This window comes from Algoriphagus sp., from assembly GCF_013373065.1.
In the GTDB taxonomy this organism is placed as follows: domain Bacteria; phylum Bacteroidota; class Bacteroidia; order Cytophagales; family Cyclobacteriaceae; genus Algoriphagus.
The window spans coordinates 110,196-137,020 of record NZ_JABXIN010000003.1 but is presented as its reverse complement, the minus strand read 5'-3'; the positions used below and the strand labels follow the sequence as shown (position 1 = coordinate 137,020).

At 41.2% G+C, this 26,825-nt stretch carries 21 protein-coding genes; 7 read left to right on the top strand and 14 right to left on the bottom strand.

Annotated features, from left to right (window positions below):
* Positions 1-56: 56 nt before the first annotated feature.
* From HWE15_RS02995 to HWE15_RS02975, 5 genes are all read right to left on the bottom strand, one after another.
* Complete coding sequence (locus HWE15_RS02995; protein WP_290506011.1) at positions 57-1,199, bottom strand: efflux RND transporter periplasmic adaptor subunit; 1,143 nt, start codon at positions 1,197-1,199, stop codon at positions 57-59.
* A complete protein-coding gene (locus HWE15_RS02990; protein ID WP_290506010.1) occupies positions 1,199-5,524 on the bottom strand; it encodes a CusA/CzcA family heavy metal efflux RND transporter in 4,326 nt (1,441 codons plus the stop codon). The genes HWE15_RS02995 and HWE15_RS02990 overlap by 1 nt, the downstream gene beginning before the upstream one ends.
* An 80-nt stretch (positions 5,525-5,604) precedes the next feature.
* A complete protein-coding gene (locus HWE15_RS02985; protein ID WP_290506009.1) occupies positions 5,605-6,981 on the bottom strand; it encodes a HAMP domain-containing sensor histidine kinase in 1,377 nt (458 codons plus the stop codon).
* The gene (locus HWE15_RS02980) at positions 6,978-7,646 is read right to left on the bottom strand and encodes a response regulator transcription factor (RefSeq protein WP_290506008.1); all 669 of its coding nucleotides are present in this window, start codon (positions 7,644-7,646) and stop codon (positions 6,978-6,980) included. Before HWE15_RS02980 ends, HWE15_RS02985 begins: the two co-directional genes overlap by 4 nt.
* Before the next feature lie 89 nt (positions 7,647-7,735).
* Positions 7,736-8,965, bottom strand: a complete 1,230-nt coding sequence (locus HWE15_RS02975) for a PepSY domain-containing protein (protein ID WP_290506007.1) — start codon at positions 8,963-8,965, stop codon at positions 7,736-7,738.
* A gap of 163 nt (positions 8,966-9,128) precedes the next feature.
* On the opposite strand from HWE15_RS02975, the gene HWE15_RS02970 reads away from it, so the two are divergent.
* The gene (locus HWE15_RS02970; protein ID WP_290506006.1) at positions 9,129-9,902 is read left to right on the top strand and encodes a hypothetical protein; all 774 of its coding nucleotides are present in this window, start codon (positions 9,129-9,131) and stop codon (positions 9,900-9,902) included.
* A gap of 4 nt (positions 9,903-9,906) precedes the next feature.
* On the opposite strand, the gene HWE15_RS02965 is transcribed toward HWE15_RS02970, so the two are convergent.
* From HWE15_RS02965 to HWE15_RS02950, 4 genes are read right to left on the bottom strand one after another with little or no spacing between them, the layout of a single operon-like run.
* Entirely contained in the window at positions 9,907-10,758 is an 852-nt protein-coding gene (locus HWE15_RS02965) for a transglutaminase family protein (RefSeq protein WP_290506005.1), read from the bottom strand.
* A 12-nt stretch (positions 10,759-10,770) separates the two neighbouring features.
* Positions 10,771-11,508, bottom strand: a complete 738-nt coding sequence (locus HWE15_RS02960) for a peptidase (protein WP_290506004.1) — start codon at positions 11,506-11,508, stop codon at positions 10,771-10,773.
* Positions 11,508-12,485, bottom strand: coding sequence for an alpha-E domain-containing protein (locus tag HWE15_RS02955; RefSeq protein ID WP_290506003.1), 978 nt, complete (start codon positions 12,483-12,485; stop codon positions 11,508-11,510). Before HWE15_RS02955 ends, HWE15_RS02960 begins: the two co-directional genes overlap by 1 nt.
* Before the next feature lie 11 nt (positions 12,486-12,496).
* On the bottom strand, positions 12,497-13,927 hold the full coding sequence (locus HWE15_RS02950) for a circularly permuted type 2 ATP-grasp protein (RefSeq protein ID WP_290506002.1): 1,431 nt from the start codon (positions 13,925-13,927) through the stop codon (positions 12,497-12,499).
* Positions 13,928-14,108: 181 nt separating this feature from the next.
* Between HWE15_RS02950 and HWE15_RS02945 the strand changes: the two genes are divergently transcribed.
* A complete protein-coding gene (locus tag HWE15_RS02945; protein WP_290506001.1) occupies positions 14,109-15,011 on the top strand; it encodes a YitT family protein in 903 nt (300 codons plus the stop codon).
* Between the two features lie 97 nt (positions 15,012-15,108).
* On the opposite strand, the gene metG is transcribed toward HWE15_RS02945, so the two are convergent.
* Positions 15,109-17,166: a methionine--tRNA ligase gene (gene metG, locus HWE15_RS02940; RefSeq protein ID WP_290506000.1), complete on the bottom strand. Its 2,058-nt coding sequence runs from the start codon at positions 17,164-17,166 to the stop codon at positions 15,109-15,111.
* 182 nt (positions 17,167-17,348) lie between these two features.
* On the bottom strand, positions 17,349-17,981 hold the full coding sequence (locus HWE15_RS02935; protein ID WP_290505999.1) for a TetR/AcrR family transcriptional regulator: 633 nt from the start codon (positions 17,979-17,981) through the stop codon (positions 17,349-17,351).
* A 113-nt stretch (positions 17,982-18,094) separates the two neighbouring features.
* Here HWE15_RS02935 and ligA point away from each other — a divergent pair, with 113 nt between their 5' ends.
* The 5 genes from ligA (at position 18,095) to HWE15_RS02910 (ending at position 23,846) form a co-directional block, all read left to right on the top strand.
* Positions 18,095-20,548, top strand: a complete 2,454-nt coding sequence (ligA, locus tag HWE15_RS02930; RefSeq protein ID WP_290505998.1) for an NAD-dependent DNA ligase LigA — start codon at positions 18,095-18,097, stop codon at positions 20,546-20,548.
* A gap of 100 nt (positions 20,549-20,648) precedes the next feature.
* Complete coding sequence (gene dapA, locus HWE15_RS02925) at positions 20,649-21,509, top strand: 4-hydroxy-tetrahydrodipicolinate synthase (RefSeq protein ID WP_290505997.1); 861 nt, start codon at positions 20,649-20,651, stop codon at positions 21,507-21,509.
* A 6-nt stretch (positions 21,510-21,515) separates the two neighbouring features.
* Positions 21,516-22,844, top strand: a complete 1,329-nt coding sequence (gene xseA / locus HWE15_RS02920; RefSeq protein WP_290505996.1) for an exodeoxyribonuclease VII large subunit — start codon at positions 21,516-21,518, stop codon at positions 22,842-22,844.
* A complete protein-coding gene (gene xseB, locus HWE15_RS02915; protein WP_290505995.1) occupies positions 22,831-23,010 on the top strand; it encodes an exodeoxyribonuclease VII small subunit in 180 nt (59 codons plus the stop codon). Before xseA ends, xseB begins: the two co-directional genes overlap by 14 nt.
* 185 nt (positions 23,011-23,195) lie before the next feature.
* Positions 23,196-23,846 (top strand): hypothetical protein, encoded by a 651-nt coding sequence (locus tag HWE15_RS02910; RefSeq protein WP_290505994.1) that lies wholly within the window; start codon positions 23,196-23,198, stop codon positions 23,844-23,846.
* 32 nt (positions 23,847-23,878) lie between these two features.
* On the opposite strand, the gene HWE15_RS02905 is transcribed toward HWE15_RS02910, so the two are convergent.
* From HWE15_RS02905 to HWE15_RS02895, 3 genes are all read right to left on the bottom strand, one after another.
* The gene (locus HWE15_RS02905; protein WP_290506209.1) at positions 23,879-24,397 is read right to left on the bottom strand and encodes a UpxY family transcription antiterminator; all 519 of its coding nucleotides are present in this window, start codon (positions 24,395-24,397) and stop codon (positions 23,879-23,881) included.
* 90 nt (positions 24,398-24,487) lie between these two features.
* Complete coding sequence (locus HWE15_RS02900) at positions 24,488-26,233, bottom strand: ABC transporter ATP-binding protein (RefSeq protein ID WP_290505993.1); 1,746 nt, start codon at positions 26,231-26,233, stop codon at positions 24,488-24,490.
* 167 nt (positions 26,234-26,400) lie between these two features.
* Positions 26,401-26,796: a DUF1573 domain-containing protein gene (locus HWE15_RS02895; RefSeq protein WP_290505992.1), complete on the bottom strand. Its 396-nt coding sequence runs from the start codon at positions 26,794-26,796 to the stop codon at positions 26,401-26,403.
* Positions 26,797-26,825 lie beyond the last annotated feature (29 nt).

Below are 26,825 nucleotides of genomic sequence, written 5' to 3'. Positions count from 1 at the left end.
CACCATTTTATTTTTAAACGCTAGATAAAAATAAGAGTTAACTGTGTTAAATGAACTTACAGCAAGCTAAAGCCTCCTTTGATAAGAATTATGGTGTTATCATCTAGACTTGAATTGGAGATAATTTCCACATAACCATCCTTGCTCACACCAAGCTCTACAGGAATAGATTTCAATAAATATCCTGACTCAGTTTTGGACTTTTGAACCAAAATAAAATTTTCATTCTCTACTTCAACCACAGCAGTTTCAGGTAAAACTTTCACTACCCGATCTTCCAGATCCAATTCGGCCTGAACATACATTCCGGGAACGAGTAATTTTTCCACGGACTCATCCAACAAATGGGCATGTATCAAAACCTGCCGATCTTCATTCACAGATTGACTGATGACATAGACCTCCGCCATAAATTCCTTCACATCTAAATCAGGGGTCGAAATCCGTACTTTTTGACCTTTTTTCAACTTGGACGCATCCTTTTCATAAGCAATCAACTCAATATGCAGATGGTCCCTGTTCAATAAAGTCAAGGCCCTGCTTGTCTCTGAAAGATAAGCCCCGGGAACAGCATCAATTGTTTCCACAAATCCATTAATAGGAGAATAAATAGGGATTTTAGAGCGAATGTTCTCAGGATTTAACTGATCCGGATTAATTGCCAGAATGGTTAATTGCTTCGCTAAACCAGCAAGTTTGGCTTGGGTTGACCGATATTCCGCCTCTGCTTTCAAAAAATTCTTTTGGGCAGAGATTTGCTCTGCATACAAAGTCTTTTGGCGCTCGTATTCAGCTTCCAAAAAGGCCAATTGACTTTTGGACTCTAGATATTCCTGCTGGATTCTTACAAATTCTGGGTTTTCCAAGTAAAACAATACTTGTCCTTTCCGGATTGACTCGCCCTCAATTAATTTCAATCCTGAAACATAACCTCCGTAAACAGCCGTAATCTCTTGTCTTCCTTCGGTCGGAACCCGTACAGTTCCCTGCAGGCTAAGGTTTTCTGAAAAGTTACGTTCTTCAATTTTTCCCCAAGCCATATTTAAGGTCGCAAATTGCGCCTCAGTCAATTCAACTTCGTCAATTGAAGCGATGGCTTCCTCCACTTCTATACCTTCCAGGTCAGAGGAGCTTTTACCGCAAGAAATAAGGGCAAAAAAGACCAAAACCTGCAGAATATGCTTGATGTGATTGTTCATTAGATAGACAAATAAATAAGTTCTAGGGTAGCCAATTGGTATTCCAGTTTGCTCTCCAAATATTGAATCCGAATATTTCGTGAATTTTCTATGAGTTGTACAAATTGAAGGAAATCAATTTCTCCTTCTTGGAAAGATCGGACAGCCTGAATCGCCAGCTGTTCTGCAAGCTGCTGCCCCTCTTCTTGATAATAGGTCAGAACATTTTCAGCTTTTTGGATTTGCTTTTCCAATTGAGATTTTTTCGTTTCCAAAGATTTAGAAAGTGCAGATGCCTCTAATTGAAGCTGTTCTTCATAGATACTGGCAGCCTTGACTTTAGACTTGTAGGAACCAAAAAACAAAGGCACTGTTACCCCGGCTTGAAAGCCTGGATATATTTGGGCGTTTGGCCCTGGGTTGGTCCCTCGAAATAGCTCAAAATTTAAATCCGGAAGCATTACACGTCGGGCTTCCTTCACTGCAAAAGAAGCCTGCTTTTGTTGCGCTTCCATCCATAGTTGCATGGGATGAGGAAGATCTTCTTCCAGCAAAAGTGTCAAATTCGGTTCCTCTTCCTCCAAAATCAGGGAATCCTCCGTATTGAGAAGCCGCTGAAGACTGATAAGCGAAGTTTCGTAATCCTGTCTAGCCGCACGAAGCCGAAGTCCTACTTCCTGAAGTTTACTTTCGGCAGTCAGTTTTTCCAATAAATTACTTTCTCCCAATTCAAAGCGTCTTGAAGTAGCTCGGGAAAATTCCCCGTACAAACTGTCCAAATAGCCCAAATTCCGGAAGGATTCCCTCCAATAATAGGCCTGAACATATGCTATACCTACAGCTCGTTCGACTTCCCGTTGTTTGAGTAAGTATTCTGCATTCGTTTGCTCTGTCTGAGCCCTAAGTATAGCAGTTCGAGCCCCATAGACAGAAGGAAATTCGATTTGCTGTTGCACTCTCCAAACCCGGTTGTAAATTCCATTTTCGGCTATGTCGTTTTTATCATAACCATAGGAAATTTGCGTTTTGTCCAAATTCCATCCCATCCCAATCAGAGATTCAGACCGCTCGATGGCTTTTCGGGATGATTGAAGATCAAAATTCTGCTCATTGGCCAACTGAATTGCACCTTGAAGCGATAAAGCTTGCTTTTCTTGAGCAAAGGCGGATGAAACTCCAAAAAATCCAAAAATCAGAAAAAGAGAGAGCGTTTTCGAAGCTCCTTTTAGCGGGGAACTCATTTTATGAAACATCATATACAGCACAGGCAACACAATCAAGGTCAGCAAGGTAGCCGATACAAGTCCTCCCACTACAACTGTGGCTAGAGGTCGCTGAACCTCTGCCCCCGCCGAAGTAGAAATTGCCATCGGTAAAAATCCCATAGCAGCAGCTGAAGCAGTTAAAAGCACTGGTCGTAGCCGTTCTTTTGCACCATGAATAACCAAATCACGGATGGAAGAAAACTTGGACTCAAGTGATTTAAAATGCTCGATCAATACAATTCCATTCAATACCGCAATCCCAAAAAGAGCAATGAAACCTACCCCCGCAGAAATACTGAAAGGCATGTCTCGTATCCAAAGCAATAACACTCCTCCAATGGCAGAAAGCGGAATCGCAGAATAAATCATGAGCGCATCTTTAGAAGAAGAAAAGGCGAAATACAACAAGATGAAAATCAATACCAAAGCGACCGGAACAGCTATCAACAACCTCGAACGAGCTTGTTGGAGATTTTCAAACTGACCGCCATAGTCAACCCGGTATCCTTCCGGAAGTTTTACTCGTTGATTTATGATTTGCTGAATATCATCCACCACAGACTGCAAATCACGATTTCGAACATTCACACTGACCACAATTCGCCGTTGGGTATTATCCCTGGATATCTTAGCAGGGCCCTTTGTATAGGATATTTTGGCTAACTCCGAAAAAGGAATCGCATGACCATCCGCCAACTTTACTGTTGTATTTTCCAGGCCTCGGATATCTTTTCGGTAATCTTCATCAAACCGAACCACCAAATCAAATTGTCGCTCGCCTTCAAAAACAGTTCCTGCTGCTTCACCCGCAAAGCCCATGGTAACAATTCCATTCAGGTCTGAAATATTCAATCCATACTTTGCGATTTTTGCACGATCATATTCAATTTTCATTTGCGGAAGGCCATCCACTTTTTCCAAAATAATATCTGCGGCACCATCCACATTTTGGATTGCTGCTTCTACATCCTCCCCTAACCGAAGTAATTCATCCAAATCCTCACCGAAAATTTTGATTGCTAAATCAGCACGAACACCGGTAATTAATTCATTAAAACGCATTTCGATCGGCTGGGTAAACTCGAAATCCAAGCCTGGAATCACTGCTAAGGCTTCTTTGAATTTATCAGCCAACTCGTCCTTCGTTTCCACGGTAGTCCATTCACTTGGGGGATGGAGCGTCACGATCACATCACTTTCTTCCATGGACATGGGGTCAGTAGGAATTTCAGCCGCCCCAATTCGAGTTACGACTTGTTTCACTTCCGGAAATTCCAAGAGAACTTTCTCCATGTTGGTGATCGTCTCTACGGTACTGGTTAATGAAGTTCCCGTTTTCAAAACAGGTTGGATTACAAAATCACCTTCATCCAAGGTCGGTACAAATTCAGAACCCATTGAAGAAAAAATCAAAACCGCCGAAACCAACATGGCGAATGAAACTCCCAAAACAGCTTTTCCATGATCCAAAGCCCAACGGAGTGTGGGTTCATAGAGTTTATTGATTGATCGTATAATTCTAACCGAAATATTTTTAGGCCCTTGGACACTTGACTTTAGGAAGAGAGAAGAAGCGACTGGTACATAAGTCAAGCCAAGAATCATCGCCCCGATCAATGCAAAACTGAATACCTCTGCCATGGGACGGAACATTTTTCCTTCCACTCCCGAAAGCGACAGAATTGGAATAAAGACAATAATGATAATAATCTGTCCAAAAATGGCTGAATGCATCATTTTGGATGCGCCTTCGAATGAAATCTCATCCCGCTTTGAATTACGGTCAGATTTGGTCACGCCTGAAAGAACTTCGGAAGACTTGGTAAAGCGATAGGCGATGTATTCCACAATAATGACAGCCCCATCGATAATGATTCCAAAATCAATTGCCCCTAAACTCATCAAATTGGCATCAACACCAAAAATGAACATCAGGGAAAGTGCAAATAGAAGACTCAAAGGAATAATGGAGGCCACAACCAATCCTGAACGAAGATTCCCCAACAATAGGACCACCACAAAAATGACGATCAAACATCCTAAAATAAGATTCTCCGCAATAGTGAAAGTGGTTCTACCGATCAATTCAGAACGATCCAAAAATCCATTGATGTAGATTCCTTCCGGAAGAGAATTTTCAATATCCGCGATCCGCTCGCGTACCAAATCAATGGTTCGTTTAGAATCAGCCCCTTTCAGCATCATAATTTGCCCAAGAACTTTTTCCCCTTCCCCATTTGCGGTAATGGCACCAAACCGATTTGCAGCTCCAAAACCTACCTTGGCAATGTCCCGGATATAAACGGGAACTCCAGCCCGGGTAGTAACTACAATTTGACCAATGTCTTCCAAGGAATTGGTTAGGCCTTCTCCGCGGATAAAATAACTTTGATTGCTTTTTTCGATATAGCCTCCACCAGCTACGGAATTATTTTTTTGGAGGGCAGTAAAAACTTCTTCAATACTTAAATCCATCGCTCGCAAGCGATCCGGATTGATGGAAACCTCATATTGTTTCAGAAAACCACCCCAGGTATTGACTTCGACAACACCAGGAATTCCAGCTAATTGACGTCTAACAACCCAATCTTGAATAGTTCGCAAGTCGGTGATAGAATAGCGATCTTCATAGCCGGGCTTAACATCGATAATGTACTGGTAAATTTCCCCAAGACCCGTGGAAATAGGCCCCATAAAAGGACTTCCAAAGCCTTCCGGAATCCGTTCTTGGGCAATTTTGATGCGCTCGGCGATAAGTTGCCGAGGAAGGTAAGTACCCATATCGTCTTCAAAAACGATGGTCACCACCGAAAGTCCAAATTTTGAAACGGAACGAATTTCTTTTACCCCCGGTAGGTTGGCCATTTCCAGTTCCACTGGATAGGTTAAGTATTTTTCGACGTCTTCTGTGGCTAAATTGCGTGAGGTCGTGATTACCTGAACCTGATTATTGGTAACATCAGGAACAGCACCGATAGGGATATTGGTCAAAGAATAAATACCAAATCCAATCCACACAAGGATAAAAATACCGATCAGTAGCTTATTGGATAAACTCCAACGGATAATCGAATCTAACATAGGTCAGGTCTCTGTACTTAACAAAGATGCTGACCTTCTCTTAGGTTAGCTTTAGAGTATTCTTAAGATTTCCTTAAAATTTAAGAATGCCATTCCAACCGGAATTGACTTCCTTGATTGGGTTTACTTTTAACGGAAATCCGGATATTTAATTCATCGCAGAGTTTTTTGACAATTGCGAGTCCCAGACCAGCTCCTGGCTTTCTGCTTTCTAAAGTCACCTCTCCTCTGAAAAATGGATCAAATATCCGCTGTTGATTCAATTCAGGAATACCAGGACCCGAATCCCGAATTTCTACAAAAACCTGCTTCCCATCCTTTCCTAAAAAGAGTTCGACTGGCTTTGATTCATCAGCGTATTTAAGGGAATTATCTACCAGATTATCCAGAATTATTTGAAGGGATTTTTCATTGGTTTTAAGGAAAATGGGATGACCAACCTGGGGATGAAAATTTATTTCCCGATCTGTATTAAGTTTTTTCTGCAAGACATAATCCTCACAAAAGGCTAATAAATCCAATTCCTCTAAAACAATGGATTGTCCACTTTCGACCCTAGCCAATACTAACAACTGCTCGATCGTGGCTGTCATTCGATCGATACTATTCAAGGATAATTGTACTTTTTGCTGATACTCTTCCTGCGTTCTAGGCTTTCGAATCATCACTTCCAAAGTGCCACGAAGCACCGAAAGTGGGGTTCGCAACTCATGGGAGGCATCTGAAGTAAATTGTTTTTCCCGCTTTAAGGCGAGCTCCAAGCGATTCAATAAATCATTGATGGACCGTGTCAACTGTTCGATTTCATCATTAGAACCGGAAACGGGGATACGTTCATTCAAATTGGACTGAGTAATTTGATTTGTTTTTTGGATGATTTGTCGAATCGGCCGAATACTTTGTCCCGCTTGATAGCGCATGATTAAAAAGAGGGATATCAAAATCATGGGATAAAGCACCAAAAGTACATTTCGAAGATTGCTTAGTGTTTTCCTCGCATCTTCAAATGACTTTGCCACCAACAAATACCCCTCAATGGCTCCTTGGTTATAAAGTGGTATTTGCATTTGACGGAGCTCTCGGGATCCAGCCCTTACCGTCCAAGCCTCTCCGCTTCCCGCCCTTTCAGGGAAAAAACTTAAGTGGTTGGATAGCAAATTGGGTGAGCGGTCCATACTGTTTCCATCAGCATCAACAATCTCTATGAAAATTGGATTTAGTTGTAATTGACTGTGTTCTTCCTCTTGCCATTCCCCTTTATGAATAAAGCGGATTTCACCATTGACAAGAAAAATCTGGCTTTTATGCTCATCAGTTTCAAGCTGTAAATCCCGGTCAATATTAGAAACGACAGTCAGTCTCACTACTCCATAAATGATGGCAAAAACCACCAATATGATCATAGCCGTCGTAGCAGTGAGTCGGCGGGCAATCCGTTCTTTGTATGCAATACTCATGGTTCCTTCGCCATATATCCTACGCCACGAATTGTTTGAATATAATCCTCTTCTTTACTTAAGTTCAGTTTCTTACGAAGGGAATTAATATACACGTCTATCACACCAGTATTATATTCAAAATGAATATCCCATACCTGTTCGATGATTCGAGTTCGACGGCAAACCCTGTTTTTATTGCTCACTAAATATTCCAAAAGCGCAAATTCCTTTTGTGTCAAGGTTATTTCCTGGTCCTTTTTCCAAACTTGATGTGCAGCAGGATTGATCCTAATATCCCCCAATTCCAAAACCTGTTCAATCGCCGGACTTTTTCGCAATTGGACTCGAATCCGCTCCAGCAATTCCTCAAAATGGAATGGTTTTTTGATATAATCATTAGCTCCTGCCTGCAGTCCAAAGACCGTTTCATCTACAGTGTCTTTCGCCGTGAGAAAAATGATAGGAGTAGATGGCTGCTCCTTTCTAAAAATTCGAGTGAGCTCGATTCCGCTCATCCCAGGAAGCATCCAATCTAAAAGCAAAAGGTCATAGGCCCCAGATAGTGCTAAATCAAGCCCATCTTTTCCATTTTCAGCAACATCTACAGCATAGCTTTCTTCTTCCAAGCCCTGCTTTAGAAAATTTGAAATTCCAGGTTCGTCTTCCACAACGAGTATTCTCATACCCTAAAATTTCGGGAATTTTGGGAAAAATGCAGTAATTCAGCTTAAAGTTTCCTTAAAAAATCAAGAATGAAGCTCAAACTGGAATATCAGGCCATTTGAACTTCTCGATCCTCCACCCTTCGCTTATTTCGACTTTTCTTACTTTTCTTTTTTCGTTTGTTCCACCAAATCAAAGTCCCAGTAATAGGAAGTGAGGTTGCAATCAAGCAAGCTAAGAACCATACAAACTTGGTAAAGGCTCCAAAAATCTCCCCTGTATGAAGGCTTTTCACAGACCGCCCGATTTGCTGTCGAACACTCATATCTGAAAACAGATTTGAACTCACAACCGACAAATCGGCTTGATTCAAGGCTAGTTGATCCGCTCCTGCCCTTGCAAAAAAGCCTGTTCTATATTTAGAAACAGCAATAGGTTGCGAATCATCCTGCGGAAGGGAAATTCTAACATTCCCATCATAAGAAAGGTCTTCATTCACCTGAACCAATGCTTGATCTAGAGAAAAATCTAAAGCGGGCCCTGGAGTCACTTTTTCAGCTTCCTCTCCTTTTCGTTCTTCCCGGGGAGGCTGATAGGTATCCCAGGTCTTCTGCCAACCTTCCCTGTACCATTGGAATGACCAAAACAAACCGGTAGCCGACATGATAAACAAGGCAATAAGAGAGTAAAACGCCAAGGTATTATGCAAATCGTGATTAATCCGCTTCCAATTCCCTGACCATTTGACCTTCAATCCTTGCTTCCAGCTTTTGACTTTTTGGGGAACCCAAATGACTATCCCTGTCAACACACCCAAAAGGAAAAGTGAGGTAGCAATTCCATTGATCAACCTACCCAAATCCCGATTGCTCATGGATTCCAAAATCGGCTCTTCAATTTGATCGATTAATAGCCACCGATGCAATGAGAATTGGGTTCTCATGAATTTTTCTGCACTCGTCTGTTCAGAATTATCGGCTAAAATCTCTCCGGAGTAAGGATTTACAAAATAAGTCGTTCCCCGTCCTTTCTCACCCTCTTTTAAAACGGTAAATTGAACCGAACGATCCAAGTCATCATGGACAAAAACTGCTGTCGCTTTACCTCCCAAAGATGATTCTAGATTGGCCTTCATTTCATCTAAGGAAAGGCGATTTCCAGCTTCCTCGACGAAATAACGCTCCGAATCAGCCCATTCTTTTATCTCAGTATTATACACATAAATGGTCCCACTAAAACAAACCAAAACCACGATAAACCCGGATATCAATCCAGCATATAGGTGGATTTCATTGAATACTTTTCGAATTGTTTTCCAAGTAGAATTTGAACGAGCCATTTTCTTATTCTTATTTAGACTTGGTCAAAATTAAAACAAAATATTTTATTATTAAGACTAATTCTAAAAAAAAATAAATCCCCAAAAAGACCTTGATCAAGAAGCTATGAAAGGGAAAAAAGAATCGAAAGTCTTTATCTTTCAATGTCGAAATTGAACAATTATGAATTCACTAACCAAACTGGTTTGGACCACTCTAATTACCCTATTGATTGTTTCCTGCGAAGAAAAAAAGCCTGATCCCCGCATGGAACAGTCCGAAGACTTCAAAAAAGTATTGGATGCACATGGCGATTGGAGTAAATGGGTAGATGCTAAAGCCTTTTCCTTTACCATGTTCCATGAAACCAATCTCACCCAAGAGAATTATTTTATCAATTTACATTCAAGAAAGGTTCGAATTGATGGTCAATTTTTCCAAATTGGCTTTGATGGTGAAAAAGCTTGGATAAGCCCTAATCGACAGGCTTTTGGCGGTCCTTCCGTCCGGTTTTACCATGACTTCTACTTTTATTTTTTCTCCATGCCTTACATTCTAACTGATTTAGAAGCGACCGTAGAAAAAGTGGAGAATAGGAATTTAAACGGAGAAAACTACTTGGCTTTTGAAGCCAAATTTAAACAAGGTCACCATTCAGGACCTGCAAACCGATACACGCTACTTGTTGATACAGAAACCAATCAATTGGAATGGGTTCTTTATCAAGTCACTTATTTCGGCAATACCAATCCACCCCTCCAGGCGATGAAATATGAAGATTACCGAAATGCGAACGGCCTCCTATTTCCAAGATTAATGACAGGATATTCTGTAGTTGGAGATTCTCTCGAGCGTATCCGAAGTCAGGTAAGCTTTGCAGACGTGGTTTTGACTGAGGATGAGCTGGATGAAGAGTTATTCGAAATGCCCGAGAAATTAGCTGTAGTTGCTAATTGATTGGTTAAATCAACTTGATGCCTACCTGAGTAGTTAGCTTCGAACTTGCGCTACCAAAATAAGTCCCTTTCACAGGCATCGTTGCATAAGGCTCTGGATGAGCTGCAAGTGGTATGTAATAATGATCAGCAAAAAGCCCCAAACTTGGGTCAAGTCCTACCCAACCGGCTCCAGGTAGAAAAACTTCCAACCATGCATGTAATTCATGACCATCATCCAGCATGGGGTTGTAGGCATAGCCACTTACAAACCTGCAAGCTAATCCCATGGAGCGAAGCATGTCCATTTGCATAAAAGCCAAATCACGGCAAGATCCTTTTCTTTCAGAAAATGTATAGGAAGGTTCCCAAATATTTTGCTCATGCCGAATGAGGTGAGGCCAATCCTCATAAAGCTGCTGAGTTAATCGGACAAGAAAATCAATTAGTCCGGTGGATTTTTCTTTGATTGGTAAAAGAAGATCCCAGTAATCAACCAACTCGGTTCGGCTCAAAAAGGGTTGTAAAAAAGATTCTGCCTCTTTGTAATTAAAAATAGGACGTTCTGTATTCCAAGCTGACTGTTCGAAGTTACTTTCAATAATGAAACTAAATGGATTAAAAGGATCGAGTTTGAAAATCCAATTTGTCTCGATTTCAAATTGATCAGTTTCCACCGAAAACCAGGATTGAAAAAACCAATTCCCTGCCAAATCCTGTCTATAGTTCTGATCCACAGACTTTGGATTAAGGTTGATTTTTTGATGCTCTATTTGATAATAAGGTTTGTATTGGGGCAGTAAAAAAAGGTTATGAAGACCTAAGCTGACTTTTTCAGTGTATTGGTAGTTTGTCAAATGTTGGACATGAATCTTCATTCCTCCCTCTGCTTACTGCACGAACTTCTCCGCCCCAGGAATAGCCTGACTCAAGATATCAGCAGGAAGTTCTGCAATCGCACTTTTTAATCGGTTATTCCAAAAAGTTGATATATGCTCCAATTCACTCTGTTGAAATCGTTTCTCTTTAGTAAAGTACTCATCATTCTTCAGCACAACCGTATCAATTGGAAAGTCCACATCATTAGCTGAAATCCGAGTTGCATCAAAGGCCAAAAAGGCGCATTTCAGGGCGTAATCCAAAGAATCTTCATAATGGAATGAACGCTTTAATACAGGGTTTCCAAAACCAGTATTTCCAATAATCACAAAAGGAGTTCCTTTCCTTATTTCAATCCAATTTCCTTGAGGATACAACAAATAAAGCTTTGGCTCATGATCATGTTCTAATTGTCCTCCAATGATGGAAAACAAATTAAAACTCAATCCTGCTTCTTCTAAGAATTCCTTGTCCTCCTTGGCTACTATTTTGACCTGATTGCCAAATTCATTGACGGCATGGTAGAGCTTTGTAAAGGATTCATCCTGCTGCTCGATCACTTCCGAGAAATAAGTTATCGCTTTATCCCGAACAGACCGCAGCCCGCTCGTCATGATAAAAAAGGAGTGTTTTTCCCGATTAACTGTAAAAACCTTTTTGGAAGAGGTAGTCTCATTTCCAGAGGTTATCCGGGTATCTGAGAGCCCTACCAAGCCTTGCTTGGTTTTGATGCCGAGGCAGAAAGTCATTATTGATCTTGATTTTGAGAAATATAATTATCCCGAAGCCGAAAGTACGTACTGTCAATCAGATCTGATAGCTTATTCAATTTTATTTGAAGATTATCCAAATATTCATGCAACCCGAAGTCGATAATCTCCCTTACCTCTGCAAATTCCAAATGGGATCGGAGTTCACCAGCTGCTTTTTCGGCAGGGTTTCCAAACCCACCATCCAAATTCCCCGAAATGTGATGCAAACAGGATTCTGCTTCCTTCAAACAGTAATAAATTGATCTTGGGAAATAGCGGTTTAGAACTAAAAATTCAACCACATTCAAGGGGTCAATATTTCCATAGACCCGGCGATACGTATTAAAACCAGTTACGGACTTCAATAGAGCCATCCAATGCAAGAAATCCAAAGGAGTCCCTACATCCTGACCGGAAGGCAGCAAAATATGGTATTTCACATCGAGAATCCGAGACGTTTTATCAGCCCTTTCTAAGAATTGACCCAACTGCCGAAAATACCAGCCCTCCACCCGAGCCACACTACTATCAGCAATACCGTAGATGAGAAGAATCTGGTTTTTGATTTTTTCAAAAAAAGAACGAGGATCTGCCTTTTTCCAAACTTTTCGATCGCAGCCTTCTTGCATCATCATGTAGAGCTGATTGGTTTTCTCCCAGGTTTCCTTGCTTAAATTCTCCCGAATAATCCGGGCATTCTCCCGAGCCTTGGAAATGGCTGAAAGCATGGAATTGGGATTATCCTGATCAAAGGCCAAGAAATAGAGCACCTGATTTTTTTCAAACTCCGAATATTTGGTAGTGTAAAGGTGCCAATCACCCGTTGCAGCAACTAAGGGCTGCCATTGCTCTTTGAGATCAACCGGAAGATCCTGCATCAAATTAAAATTGACATCGATAAATCGAGCGTAATTTTCGGCTCGCTCTAGGTATCTACCCAGCCAATAAATATGGTTTGCTACGCGACTTAGCATGTTTTCATTTTTTAATTGTATAAAACCCAAGTATCCTTACTTCCTCCACCTTGAGAGCTATTGACGACTAAGGAGCCTTTTCGTAGTGCCACACGTGTCAAAGCTCCAGGAATCACTTCGATCTCATTCCCATAAAGGATGTAAGGTCTGAGATCCACATGTCGTCCTTCCAAAGTTCCATCATCGCATAAGGTCGGAACTGTGGAAAGAGAAAGTGTAGGTTGAGCGATGTAATTGGTAGGGTTTGATTTGATTAGTTCTTTAAACTTCGCATGTTCCTCTTGGGTAGCTTTAGGACCAATAAGCATCCCGTATCCTCCTGCTGCATTGGTTTCTTTAACAACCAATTCTTCGATATGATCCAATACATATTGCCGGTCTTTCTCTTCTCGGCAGAGATAGGTAGGAACATTGTTCAAAATCGGATCTTCATCCATGTAATACTTAATGATTTTCGGAACATAAGCATAAACTGCTTTATCATCAGCCACACCTGTTCCTGGAGCATTTGCAAGAGCGATATTCCCAGCCTTATATGCTTCAAATATACCTGGAACACCCAGCATAGAATCAGGCCTAAAGGTCAACGGATCCATAAATACATCATCTATTCGCCGATAAAGCACATCAATCTGTTGCAATCCTTTGGTCGTCTGCATGAATACTTTTTTGTCTTCAACAAGAAGATCCACTCCATTTACCAACTCAACACCCATTTGCAAAGCCAAATAAGAATGCTCATAGTATGCGGAGTTATAAATCCCAGGCGTCAAAACCCCCACCACTGGTTTTGCTTTGTTACTTAAAAACTGAAGCATCCGCAACAGCTTGGCTGGATAATCAGAAACTGGCATCACTCCTCCCTTATTAAAGAGATTAGGAAAAGCGCGTTTGATAATTTCCCTACTTTCGAGCATGTAGGACACTCCAGATGGACATCGGAGATTATCCTCCAAAATATAGTATTCCCCATCCTTATTTTTTATCAAATCTGTGCCTGTAATATGGCACCAAATTCCCTTGGGTGGCGTCAGGCCTATACAAGGCTTCAAATAATCCTTTGACCCCAAAATCAAATCAGAAGGAACAATCCCATCTTTCAAGATTTTTTGATCATTATAAATATCCTGCAAAAACAGGTTTAAGGCATAGGTTCGTTGTTTTAAGCCAGCCTCCAGTTTTTTCCATTCTGCATTGGGAATAATCCTTGGGACAATATCCAAATGCAATATTTTTTCGAGTCCCTGATTGTCATGATAAACATTAAATGTCATCCCCATTGCTCGCTGGGTCTGATTGGCAGAAAACTGAAGATGATTCATCTTCTTTTGAGGAGTCTTTTTAAGATTCTGAGAGAATTCCTCATAATGCGATCTAACCTCTCCTTCTGGAGTAAACATTTCATCGTAATGTTCCCCAGATTGATATCCATCTATTTTCATACAGATCAAAAATTTTTAATGGAATTTAAATTAAAACAAATACGGAAAATTCCAATAAACTTTAAATAATTAACAAATCGACAAAAAAACCAGGCATTTGAAAACTCAATTCTAACCTCATAGTGTTTTTATTGAAATTTTTAAAAAAGTACAAATTCTTATTTTTCCACTATTTTCGACTATGGTAAAACAAATCCTGAATATTCAAGAGAGCACTTGGGCCAAGCGGGTAATGCTATGGCGTCAAATCAAAGACGTCCTTTTTATTGGTATTGGAGTCGTTATGGCAAGTATTGGACTTAAAGGATTCCTGTTGCCAAATGGATTTTTTGATGGAGGTGCTATGGGAGTTTCCCTTTTGTTGGAAATTCTAACTCCTATCGACCTTTCCTTTTTGATTATCCTGGTGAATTTGCCATTTATCTATCTGGGTTATAAACAGCTTTCTATCCGATTTGCGATAAAGAGTACGCTGGCAATTTTTGCGCTGGCCTTATTAGTGCATTACATCGAACTCCCAGTCATTACTGCCGATAAATTGCTGATTGCTGTTTTTGGAGGGTTCTTTTTGGGAAGCGGGATCGGATTTGCTATTCGAGGGGGAGCGGTAATCGATGGTACGGAAGTGTTGGCCATCCAGGTCTCCCGTCGTTCGAGTTTGACCGTTGGAGACTTTATTACCGTATTCAATGTCTTCCTTTTTATTGTGGCAGCCTTTCTGGTTGGATTGGAAACAGCCATGTATTCCATGTTGACCTACTTTTCTGCTTCCCGAACAGTAGATTTCTTGATCAATGGGGTTGAAGAATACATCGGGGTGATGATTATTTCTGACTTTTCAGACGAAATCAAAAAGAAAGTGACTTATGATTTGGGGCGCGGCGTTACTGCTTTTAAAGCAGATGGGGGATTTGGCGAAAAAGCTAAAAATCCAGATCGAAACGTTCTGTTTACAGTCGTTACGCGATTGGAGGTTACCCGAGTCCAAACCGAAATTGAAAAAATCGATCCTAAGGCATTTGTGATTCAATATCCGATCAAGGATACGAAAGGCGGGATGATAAAGAAAAGGCCGCTACATTGATCATTTGAATCAAGGCATTAGACTTTGTATGTTTTAAAAATAAAAGCCAAGAAAATTATTCTTGGCTTTATAATTATTGATACTAGATCCTTGCTACTTAGGAGATCGTCGATCCGCTAGCAGTCGCTTCATGCGGCATCAACAACTTCAATTTCCCATCTTTGTCTTCAGCCATCAAAATCATTCCTTCTGACTCAATACCCATCATTTTTCTAGGTGCTAAATTGATCAACATCACGACTTGCTTTCCAACCAAAAACTCAGGCTCAAAATGCTCTGCAACTCCACTCAAGACAGTTCGCTGACCTAATCCAGTATCAACTTTCAACTTGATCAATTTTTTGGATTTCGGCATTTTTTCGGCTTCCAAAACAGTTACCACTCGCATATCCAATTTTGCAAAGTCATCATAGGTGATGATTTCTTTCATGGGTGTCACTGGGGCATTCGCAGCTTCATTCATTTTTTTAGCGTCTAGTAGTTTTTGAACTTGTTTTTCTACGGTTTCGTCTTCAATCTTTTCAAACAACAATTCAGCCTTCCCTATCACCTGACCAGCAGAAAGCAAATCTGAATTTCCAGCTTGCCCCCAATTGGCATCACTCATCCCAAATAAATTGTAGAGTTTGGCCGCAGTGAACGGCAAGAACGGTTCGGAAACAATCGCCAGATTTGCAGCGATGTTCAAGGCAATATTTAGTATCGTTTCAGTCCGCTTTTCATCAGTTTTGATGGTTTTCCAAGGCTCAGTATCAGCAAGGTATTTATTTCCCAATCGTGCCAAATCCATCATCAATCCAAGCGCTTCTCGGAAGCGGTACCTTTCTACAGAGGAAGCAATTTTCGCGGGAAACTCCGACAAAGCTTGCAAGACTTCTTCATCATATCCTGTCAATGGACCTCTCAATGGGATAACTCCTTGATAGTATTTATGGGTTAACACCGCCGCTCGATTCACAAAATTCCCATAAATCGCCACCAATTCTGAATTGTTTCGCGACTGAAAATCCCTCCAAGTGAAATCATTATCCTTGGTCTCAGGGGCGTTTGCAGTCAACACATAGCGCAACACATCCTGCTTTCCCGGAAACTCTTCCAAATATTCATGCAGCCAAACTGCCCAATTTCGAGAGGTAGATATTTTATCCCCTTCCAAGTTTAGGAATTCATTGGCAGGGACATTATCAGGTAAAATATAATCCCCATGGGTTTTTAGGATAGCTGGAAAAATGATGCAGTGGAATACAATATTGTCCTTTCCAATAAAATGAACCAACTGCGTATCTTCATCCTTCCAATACGGTTTCCAGTCTTTTCCTTGCTCTGCCGCCCATTCTTTGGTGGAAGAAATGTATCCAATGGGTGCATCAAACCAAACATACAGTACTTTTCCTTCTGCGTCGGGTAACGGAACTTTGATTCCCCAATCCATATCCCGAGTCATGGATCGTGCCTGAAGGCCATCCCCTGCTTCCAACCAAGACCGGCATTGTCCGAGTACATTGTTTTTCCAATCCTCAGCATGTTCCTCCAAAATCCATTTTTTTAAAAAATCAGCATATCGGGCCAAGTCCAAAAACCAATGTTTGGTTTCTTTCAGCACAGGCTTGCTTCCACTCAATTTCGATCGTGGATTGATCAGTTCTGTTGGACTAAGCGAGGACCCACATTTTTCACATTGATCCCCATAAGCATTTTCAAAACCACATTTCGGGCAGGTACCCTCGATATAGCGGTCGGCCAAAAACTGACCTGCTTCTTCATCGTAATACTGCTCCGTACTTTGCTCCAAAAACTCACCTTTTTCATACAAATCCTTAAAGAATCCTTGTGCAGTCTCATGATGAATCGGAGCAGAAGTCCGCGAATAGTGATCAAAGGAAATCCCAAATTCCGCAAAACTTTTTTTCATCAACCCATGAAAATAATCGACGATCTCTTGGGGAGTCTTTCCTTCCTTTCTTGCCTTGATGGTAATAGCAACTCCATGTTCATCAGATCCACCTACAAAAAGGACATCCTTTCCCTGGGATCGCAAAAAGCGGGCATAGATATCAGAAGGAACATAGCAACCTGCCAAATGTCCAATATGCAAGGGACCATTGGCATAGGGCAATGCTGCCGTAATCGTATGTCGTTTAAACGATTTTTTCATGTGTATATATTTTGTTTTTGAGCCGTCACATGGAATCTCGAGGATATCCCGATTTATCAACCCATCCCTTATTGTGTCGAATTTCGGAAGTTCCCTCTACCTCAGGAAGGCTCGATTTCATGAAATGAGCTTTTAATGTCGTTGAAATGAAGTCGCAAAGATAGGGAAATCATCCTAGCAAATCAGGCATTCTCAAATTCAGCTCTTGCCTCCTCGGTCATTATTCCATTGTAAATTATGGTGATGGCCTGATCGAAAATATCAGCTGCCGGAATTCGCATATTCTTCTGGATGGATTCAGGAAATCCACTTCGAAATTTAGGGTCCAAAAGGGATCGAACGGCACTGGCATACAGCATCACGACTAAACCTACGTTTAGATTAGACTTCACCAAACCTTGATCTCGTCCTTCTTGAATTAAGCGCTGAAACCGCATAAATGCTGACTCATTGATGTACTCCATCAAGTCTTCCCAAACTTCAGGGGCATGTTCTCGGAGATCTTCGAAAAGCTCTGGATTGATAGGAGCCAAATAATTGGCCACCACAGCCAAACTGGACTTGAGTTTTAGAGGAAAAGCGATGTATCTATTGTCCAAAATTGCTTCCACTTTTGCAGTTATACGAAGCTTAAGCTTTTCAAAAGCGGCAGACAATAAATCTGATTTGGATGAAAAAAATTTGTACAAAGTCTTCTTGCTCATCCCCAAAGCATGCGCAATATCATCCACCGTAGTATGGCGATAGCCTTTTTCCAAAAAAAGCTTGTAGGCCGTATCAATAATCTTGGCTTCCTGATTTGATTTTTGAGTCATTTGAAAATTCTGGCAGCGAAACATCACAAAGGTAAATGCTCCTTGAAACTTTTCCACCTCGCAACTTTACTAGCTACCAACTTCCCATTAATTTAGAGTTCATTTTAATTATCATGACGCATCAAGAAGCTAAGGCCCGGATCGCCGAACTTACCAAAGAAATCAACTACCACAACCACCTTTACTATCAGGAGAGTCGGATTGAAATCTCAGATTATGAATTCGACCAGTTGTTGGAAGAATTGATCCGATTGGAAACAGAATTTCCGGATCTTCTGGATCCCGATAGTCCAAGTCAGCGGGTAGGCGGGACCATTACCAAAGAATTCAAAACGGTCGTCCATGAGTACAAAATGCTTTCTTTGGGCAATACCTATACAATCGAGGAATTACAAGCCTTTGATGAACGGGTTGAAAAAGGTCTGGGAAGTACGGACTATGAATACTTCTGCGAACTCAAATTTGACGGAGTAGCAATAAGTTTGGTTTATGAAGAGGGAAAGTTGGTTCGAGCCGTAACGCGTGGGGACGGCACCAAGGGAGATGAAGTCACGGCAAATGTCCGAACCATTCAAAATATCCCTCTTTCGGTAACGGGGAAGAATATTCCAAAGAAATTTGAAGTTCGAGGAGAAATTTTTCTTCCCATTCGGGAATTCGAAAAAATAAATGCCGCTCGTGAGGAAAAAGGCGAGGCTTTGTTAGCCAACCCCCGAAATGCGGCTTCGGGCACCCTCAAAATGCAAGACAGTAGTGTCGTAGCCAAGCGACGCTTGAATTGCTACCTCTATCAATTACTAGGAGAAGACTTGGGAATCAAAACACATTCCGAGGCCATTCACCTACTGGAAAATTGGGGATTTAATGTTTCCCAAACCTATCAAAAGGCCAAAACTCTAAATCAAGTCCTGGAGTATATCGATAAATGGCGTGAAAAAAGACATCATCTTCCTGTAGAAACAGACGGAGTAGTATTAAAAATCAACGACTACGATCAACGGGAAGAACTAGGATTTACGGCTAAAAATCCCCGTTGGGCCATTGCTTACAAGTACAAAGCAGAAAGTGCTGAAACCGAATTGCTCTCCATCACCTATCAGGTAGGAAGAACAGGAGCGATTACTCCTGTTGCCAATCTTTCCCCGGTAAGCTTAGCTGGAACTACTGTCAAGCGCGCTTCCCTCCACAATGCCAATGAAATCAAACGACTTGGAATTTATGAGGGTGATGTAGTCTATGTGGAAAAAGGAGGAGAAATTATTCCAAAAATCACCGGGGTAGATATTTCCAGACGAAAGCCACACACCAAGCCAATTCACTACATTGATACTTGTCCTGAATGCGGAAGTAAGCTGGAGCGCAAAGAAGGAGAAGCCAAGCATTATTGCCCTAATTTCGAATCCTGCCCTCCTCAAATCCTTGGAAGAATTGAACATTTTGTATCGAAGCGGGCCATGGATATCGATTCCCTTGGTACGGAAAGAATTCGGGCTTTAATTGATCAAGGTTTTATCCAGAATTATGCGGACATCTTCGATTTGCAAAGCAAAGAGAAAGACCTGCTCGGCCTCGAGATGAGCCATGATCAGTATGAAAAAGAAGAGAGCGGCATACTCTACATTACCCTTGAAAAGGCCCTTTTTGCTTTGACGGAGCAGCTTTCATTCAAACAAATTCAGGATTTCTTGCTAGAAGCTGCCGAATTACCACTGCTGGAAACCTTAAAAGCCTTTCAGGAAAAGATCAGAAAGTGGAAAAAGAAAGTTCCTTCCAACACCGGCATGGTAGAGATGCTGATAAACTCACTCAAGGATCATCCTGAACTTCCCAAAATGGAAGACTATGTTCCTGTGGCAGTGGTTTTGGAAATTTTCTTGGGAAGGCGAGTGGATTTTGATGAATTGGTTCAAGCAAGTAAAAAAGAAGGAACGATTCATGGTATCATTCTCCGCCTAAACTTGGATCTACCTCACGAATTACGGGAGCGTATTAAAAAACTAAAAGCCAACACTTTTCAGGAAGGAGTCATTTCCAACATGCTGGAAGGCATTAAGGCTTCAAAAGAGCAGTCTTTTGAAAAAGTCCTTTTTGCTTTAGGAATTCGGAATATCGGAGAAAATACGGCTCAACTTCTAGCTCGGCATTTCGGAAGCATTGAAAAATTACAAGATGCTCGTACTGATCAATTATTGGAAATCAATGGAGTCGGCGAAACCCTGGTTCAAAGTATTCAAGACTTTTTTGATAACAAAGAAAATCAAAAGCTGATTCAGCGACTTCATGAGCATGGGTTAAACTTTGAAATTCAAGAGGATCTAACCGCTCCAAAAAGTCAGGCTCTTGCTGGAAAGCGGATTCTAGCATCTGGCAAATTGCAGAATTTCAAGAGGGATGAAATTGTTGATTTTGTGCAGGCGCACGGTGGTCAATACATCAGTTCCGTATCCAAAAATCTCGATTTTATCATTGAGGGAGAAGGTATGGGCCCCAGCAAAAAAGAGAAAGCTGAAAAGCTAGGAATCCCCATGATTTCTGAAGAAGAGTTTTTGAAGATGGTGGAATCCTAATTTCACTCAGAAATTCTACCAGCTCCGTTCCTTTTTTGACGATTGGTCTTTCAAAAGTGTAGAAGACCTTATCTTTGCAGCTCGAATTTAAATGCGAACAATGAAGAATTTTCACGGAACGGGTGTTGCTTTAATAACTCCTTTTTTGGAGGATGGAAATGTTGATTTTCAAGCCTTTGCCAAATTGATTGAGCATTGCCTTGAAGGAGGGGTTGATTATTTGGTTGTACTGGGAACCACCGGGGAAGTAGCTACCCTTTCCAAGGAAGAGAAAAAGCAAGTTCTTCAAGAGGCAATTTCAATAAATAAAGGGCGAGTTCCTATCGTTTACGGACTTGGGGGAAATAATACCCAAGCCCTGGTAGATGAAATCAATGAAACCGATTTTGAAGGAATTGATGCAATTTTATCAGTAAGTCCTTATTACAACAGGCCCTCTCAAGCAGGAATTATCGCACACTACCAAGCGCTAGCTGATGCCTGTCCGGTTCCTGTAATACTATACAATGTACCGGGTAGAACTGGATCTAATCTTTCTGCTACTACTACCCTCACCTTAGCTCAACATTCCAATATCATCGGGATAAAAGAAGCTTCAGGCGATTTAACTCAATGCATGGAAATCGCATCTAAAAAGCCTCATGATTTCTTGTTGATTTCAGGTGACGATATGTTAACAGCGTCTATGGAAAGCATCGGGGGAGTGGGCGTGATTTCAGTGCTGGCAAATGCTTATCCCCAAATTTTCAAAAAAATTACCCAAGGAACTCCTGTAGAAAAGAAAAACGCAACCCTTTCTTTATTGGAAATCAACCCACTGATGTATGCAGAAGGAAATCCTGTGGGTCTAAAATTTCTTTTGAAAGAAATTGGTATTTGTGGTGATCAAGTCCGTTTACCTTTGGTAAAGGCGAGTTTGGAGCTCCGCCAAAAAATCAAAAAAGCTCATCAATCGATCTAAAAAACCATGCAGAATGCCCTTTCCATTTCTGAGTTAGGTCAGCTCATCAAATCCACCTTGGAAAATGAATTGAGCCCATCCTACTGGGTCATTGGAGAGATTGCAGACTTCCGAGTAGCCGCCCAAGGCCATGCCTATTTTGAGTTGGCGGAAAAGCAAGGTTCGCAGGTTCTAGCGAAAATGCGAAGCAACTGTTGGCAATTTACCTACAGAAGCATTGCAGCGAGATTTGAAAGCTTGACTGGTTCTGGCCTCAAAAATGGGATGAAAATTCTCGCTCAAGTACAGGTCACCTTTCACCCGGTCTATGGCTTCAGTCTAAACATCAAAGACATTGACGCTTCATTTTCACTCGGGGAACGTGCCAGAATCCGTCAGGAAACAATTGAGCGATTAACCAAAGAAGGCATTCTACGACTCAATGCAACCCGTCCTCTTCCGAAGGTAATTCAACGAATCGGGATCATTTCAAGTGCAACAGCCGCGGGTTATGGAGATTTTGTAAATCAGTTGGAGCAAAACCCATACGGATATCAGGTATACCATCGCCTTTTCCCTTCCCTGATGCAAGGAAATGAGGCTGTTGGCAGCTTAATCACTGCAATCGAAAAGGCTGAAAAAAAAGCAGAAAAACTTGGATTAGAGGCTTTGATAATTATCCGGGGAGGGGGTGCACAACTCGACCTCGATTGCTTTGACGACTATTACCTGGCTGTAAAAATTGCAAATTGCAAGCTTCCAGTGCTAACAGGGATTGGCCACGAACGGGATGAAACTATCGCTGATTTGGTTGCCCATTCGAAACTCAAAACCCCCACAGCTGTAGCAGAGTTCATATTATCCAGCTTCCGGATTTTTGAGGAAAACTTACTCCTATTAGCTTCCAAAATAGATCGAATCACCAACCAATACCTCAAATTTGCACATAACCAAGTTGAGGTATTTTCACAACGCCTGAAAGGAGTCGTGACGGGACAGATACGATTGGAAAAGGAAAAGATCAACCATCAAAAAACAAGACTTGAGCGAACCACCATAGCCCAACTTGAGAAGCAAAAGGAGGAAGTGTCCAAATTCCAAAAAGACATTCAATCCTATTCTTCCCAACTATTGCGATATCATGATCAACAACTTTCCAGTATGGAAAAAATGCTGCATCAGCTGGACCCACAAGCCATTCTAAATCGAGGATATACACGAACAGAACTAGAGGGCATGCCCATTCATTTAGCAGACCCAAAAGTGGGTGACCACCTTACTACCATCAGTGCCAAAACTATCATACAGAGTACGATCGACAAGATCCAAAATAAAAGCAATCATGAAGTACAATGAAGCTATTGAACGACTGGAACTCATTCTCAGTCAATTGGAAGAAGGCAAAAAAAGTGTTGATGAACTTTCCGATTTGGTGAAGGAAGCTGCCGATTTGGTAAAATTCTGCAAAGAAAAACTGAAAGAAACTGAGGAAGAAATTCAAAAAGCCTTCGAAGAAGAATAAGATCAAATTTCTTTTAAATCGAGGGCAATAATTCGCAATTCCTGAAGTTTTTACTTCAAACAAATCTAGTCTTGGCATATTTGTTGTCACTTTCGAATCTGTTAAAAACCTTACGTAACGGACTGATTTTCATGAGTTCATTGATCAAATTTTCCTTTCTCATCTTTTTTATAACTTTTCCATTTTTGGCAAAAGCTCAAAATTTTTATAAGGAGCGTATATCAAGAAATAATATTCTCACCGTCGGCGTAGGGCCCTCTTTTGCCTATTTGGATAATGGTGGTCAATACCGGGATTTTAATTTTGAAATTAAACCAGCTATATCAGTTGCTTTAAGTAAAAAATTAAGTGCAGCCTTTGATCTGCGATCGACTCTAGGAGTACAATTCATTAGCAGTGGGGGCAATCCAAGTACACCTATTCGGGATGCTTGGTTTGCAGATTTCGCCTCCTTTACCGCAAAAGGTCCTGCTTTTTTCTTTGACATCATGCCCAACCTGAACTTAATTCCATTTTCCAATCATATGCACCGTACCCGAGTGAATTTGTACGGTGGGGTTGGCTTAGGGATTATGCATATCATGACAGAGCAAACCAAATCTTTTAGCCCTGAGGAGACTCCTACCAAGCACCAAGTAACGACAGGCTATGTTCCCGTAAGAGCTGGATTAAGTTATAGTATAGGCCCCTACTCCGATATCGCCGGAGAAGGAACCATGCTTTGGACTTTTTCGGACAACCTTGATGGAAACGTAGGATTCAACCGTTTTGGGGACCATCTTTTTCAAGCCCAAATCGTTTACAGACGATACTTCCGTCCTAAAGGCTTGGAGTAATAATTTTCCGGAATCACAGGTGAAAGAAGAACTTAACCTGCGGTTTCTTTTTTCGGAAGGACTTGTAAAAATTTTCGAGGAACATTGATCAGCATGTTCTGATAAATTCCAGGAATCCGAATAACAAAATAATCCTTATTCCCCTTTTCAATACATTCTCCAACCATATTTTGAAGAGGTCCTCCCATAACCTGTACTTGTTCTCCCGGCTCGATATCTCCACCATCTGTTTCAACAGCAACTCCAGTCTCCACCACACGGCGAATTTTGTCCAAGTCTTCTTCCCGGACCGTTGCATGATTTCCTGAAAAATGAACAAACTTGACCGAACCAGGAACCTGCAAACATTCCCAGAGCTGATTTCGACTAGTTTTTACAAAAACATATCCATTGAAAAGGGGTCGTTCCACTTTCTTCTTCCGATCTGACCATTGTCGAAGTTCAGTAACCAAAGGCAGATAAACCTCCCACCCTTTCTCTCTTAATCTGTTAGCTACTTTTTTCTCAGATCGTGATGCCGTGTACATCACGTACCATTTCAATTCGTTCATCTCTTCCGTTTTCATTTGGGTTTACAAAAATACAAAATCCTCTCTCCCATTCGAAGGATAAAGTATCAACATCAGCTGAAAGACTTGTAATTAAATCCGAGCCTGATAGGTATACAATTGATAATATCTTCCTTCCAACGCGATCAATTCCTCATGCTTTCCGCTCTCCACTATCCTTCCTTGCTCGATTACCAAAATCTGATCTGCCTGCCGAATCGTACTCAAGCGGTGGGCAATTACAAAGGTGGTTCTTCCCTTCATCAATTCTTTTAAACTAGCTTGAATGAGGGTCTCGGATTCTGTATCCAAATTGGAGGTAGCTTCATCCAGTATCAAAATCCTTGGATCAGCCAAAATCGCCCTTGCAATAGCAATACGCTGGCGTTGTCCGCCTGAAAGTTTCACTCCTCGCTCCCCTATCAAGGTATCCAAGCCATCTTCAAATCGATCTGTGAATTCTGAAACATGAGCCGCTTTCACAGCAGCCTGAAGCTGTTCCTCAGAAGCTTCGGGTCTTGGAAAAAGAATGTTTTCCCGTATCGTACCTTCAAAAAGAAAATCATCCTGCAAAACCACTCCTAAACGGGATCGATAAGATTCAAGAGTAATTTCATTTAAATCAAAACCATCCAAGGTGATTTTTCCGGAATCAGGAGTTAAAAAACTCGCTGCTAATCCAGCAATAGTAGTTTTCCCGGAACCAGAGGTTCCAACCAGTGCCGTAACGGAACCGGAAGGTGCATCAAAACTCACTCCATGAACAACTTCTTTACCTTCTTCATAGGCGAAGGACACCTTTTCAAATTGGATATCTCCCCGGAATTTATCCAAAACGATGGTTCGCTGAGTATCCTCAAATTCAAGTGGCGTGTTCATGATTTCCTCTGTCCGATCCAAACCAGCGAAGGCTTCTGTAAGCTGTGAACCTATATTGGACATTTGTACAATCGGCGCGATCATAAAGCCTAAATACAAGGTAAAAGCCAAAAAGTCCCCAAAAGTCATTTTACCTTCCATAATCATCCATCCTCCAATTCCCATGATCCCTGCGGAGGCCAAACCCAATAAAAGTGTACCCGCCGACGTAACAAAGGAAGTAGCAGTTAAGCTGGCTTTCACATTTTGAAAGAGCTGATCAACTCCCTTTTCAAAAGTCTTTATTTCCTGACTTTCTGCATTAAATCCCTTAATTACTCGGATTCCTCCTAAGGTTTCGGTCAATCTTCCCGTCACTTGCGCATTGATTTTACCCCTTTCCCGGAAAATAGGCCGGATTTTCCCAAAAGCTTTCAAGGAAACTAATCCAAAAACAGCAACAGGAACCAGTACATACAAGGTCATCAGAGGAGAAATACTGATCAATAAGACCAAGGAAATTACAGCGGTCAAAACACCTCCTATCATTTGGGCAAACCCCGTTCCCACCAGATTTCGGACCCCTTCAACATCACTCATAATTCTCGATACCAACTCCCCGGTTTTTGTATTGTCAAAAAATCGAATCGGAAGTCGAATGATATGACTTTGAACCTGAGACCGAAGTTTGGCAATCAGATTTTGAGCCTCAACAGAGAGAATTTGTGTCAAAGCATAAGAAGTAATGGACTGGATCACAATGGCGGCTACCACAACCAGAATTAACCATTTGAGAAGATTCAAGTCAGTGGAAGGAATAACATCATCAATAAGGTATTTACTGGCCCCGGGGAGAACCAAACCCGACAATCGGCTAATCAAGATCAAGACTAAACCAATAAAAAGCTGCTTCCTGCGAGGCCAGACAATCGTGGCAAATACCTTTCGGATACTTACCTTTTTTTCTTTTTGATTTTTCATAGGAGATGAAAAGTAACTTGTATTTCCTTCTTCTAGTTCAGATTTCTACAAATTCTTAAGAATTGAAAACTGATCCATTTTTCTCAATCCTTTCTTTGATTTGGTAGAAATAAAAAAAGCTGCTTCTCATGGAAACAGCTTTTCAAGATAATTAAGTGATCTTATGATTATTTGGTTCTTGGCAAAACATTCGAGATCAAAGAAACTTTTTCAATCGGCTCGGAAGCATTTGAATAAATTCGAACGATCGAATTTTGTTTTCCCATTTTGCCTGCTGAATTGAAAGAAACTTCAATTTTAGCAGTTGATCCAGGAGCAACAGGTTCCTTTGGCCAACTTGGCACTGTACAACCGCAAGTAGCAGCAACATTGGAAATAACCAATGGGGCATCTCCTGTATTTGTCAATTCGAAGGTATGGGAGACTTTTGCACCTTGTACAATATCACCGAAGTCCACTGATTTTTCTTTGAAGCTAATAACCGCACCAGATTGAGCTTGTGCCTGCATCTGAAATGCTACTACCATTAGAAGTGCGCTAAATAATAATCCTAATTTTTTCATGGCTTTCCTGGTTTAATTTCTCAAATATT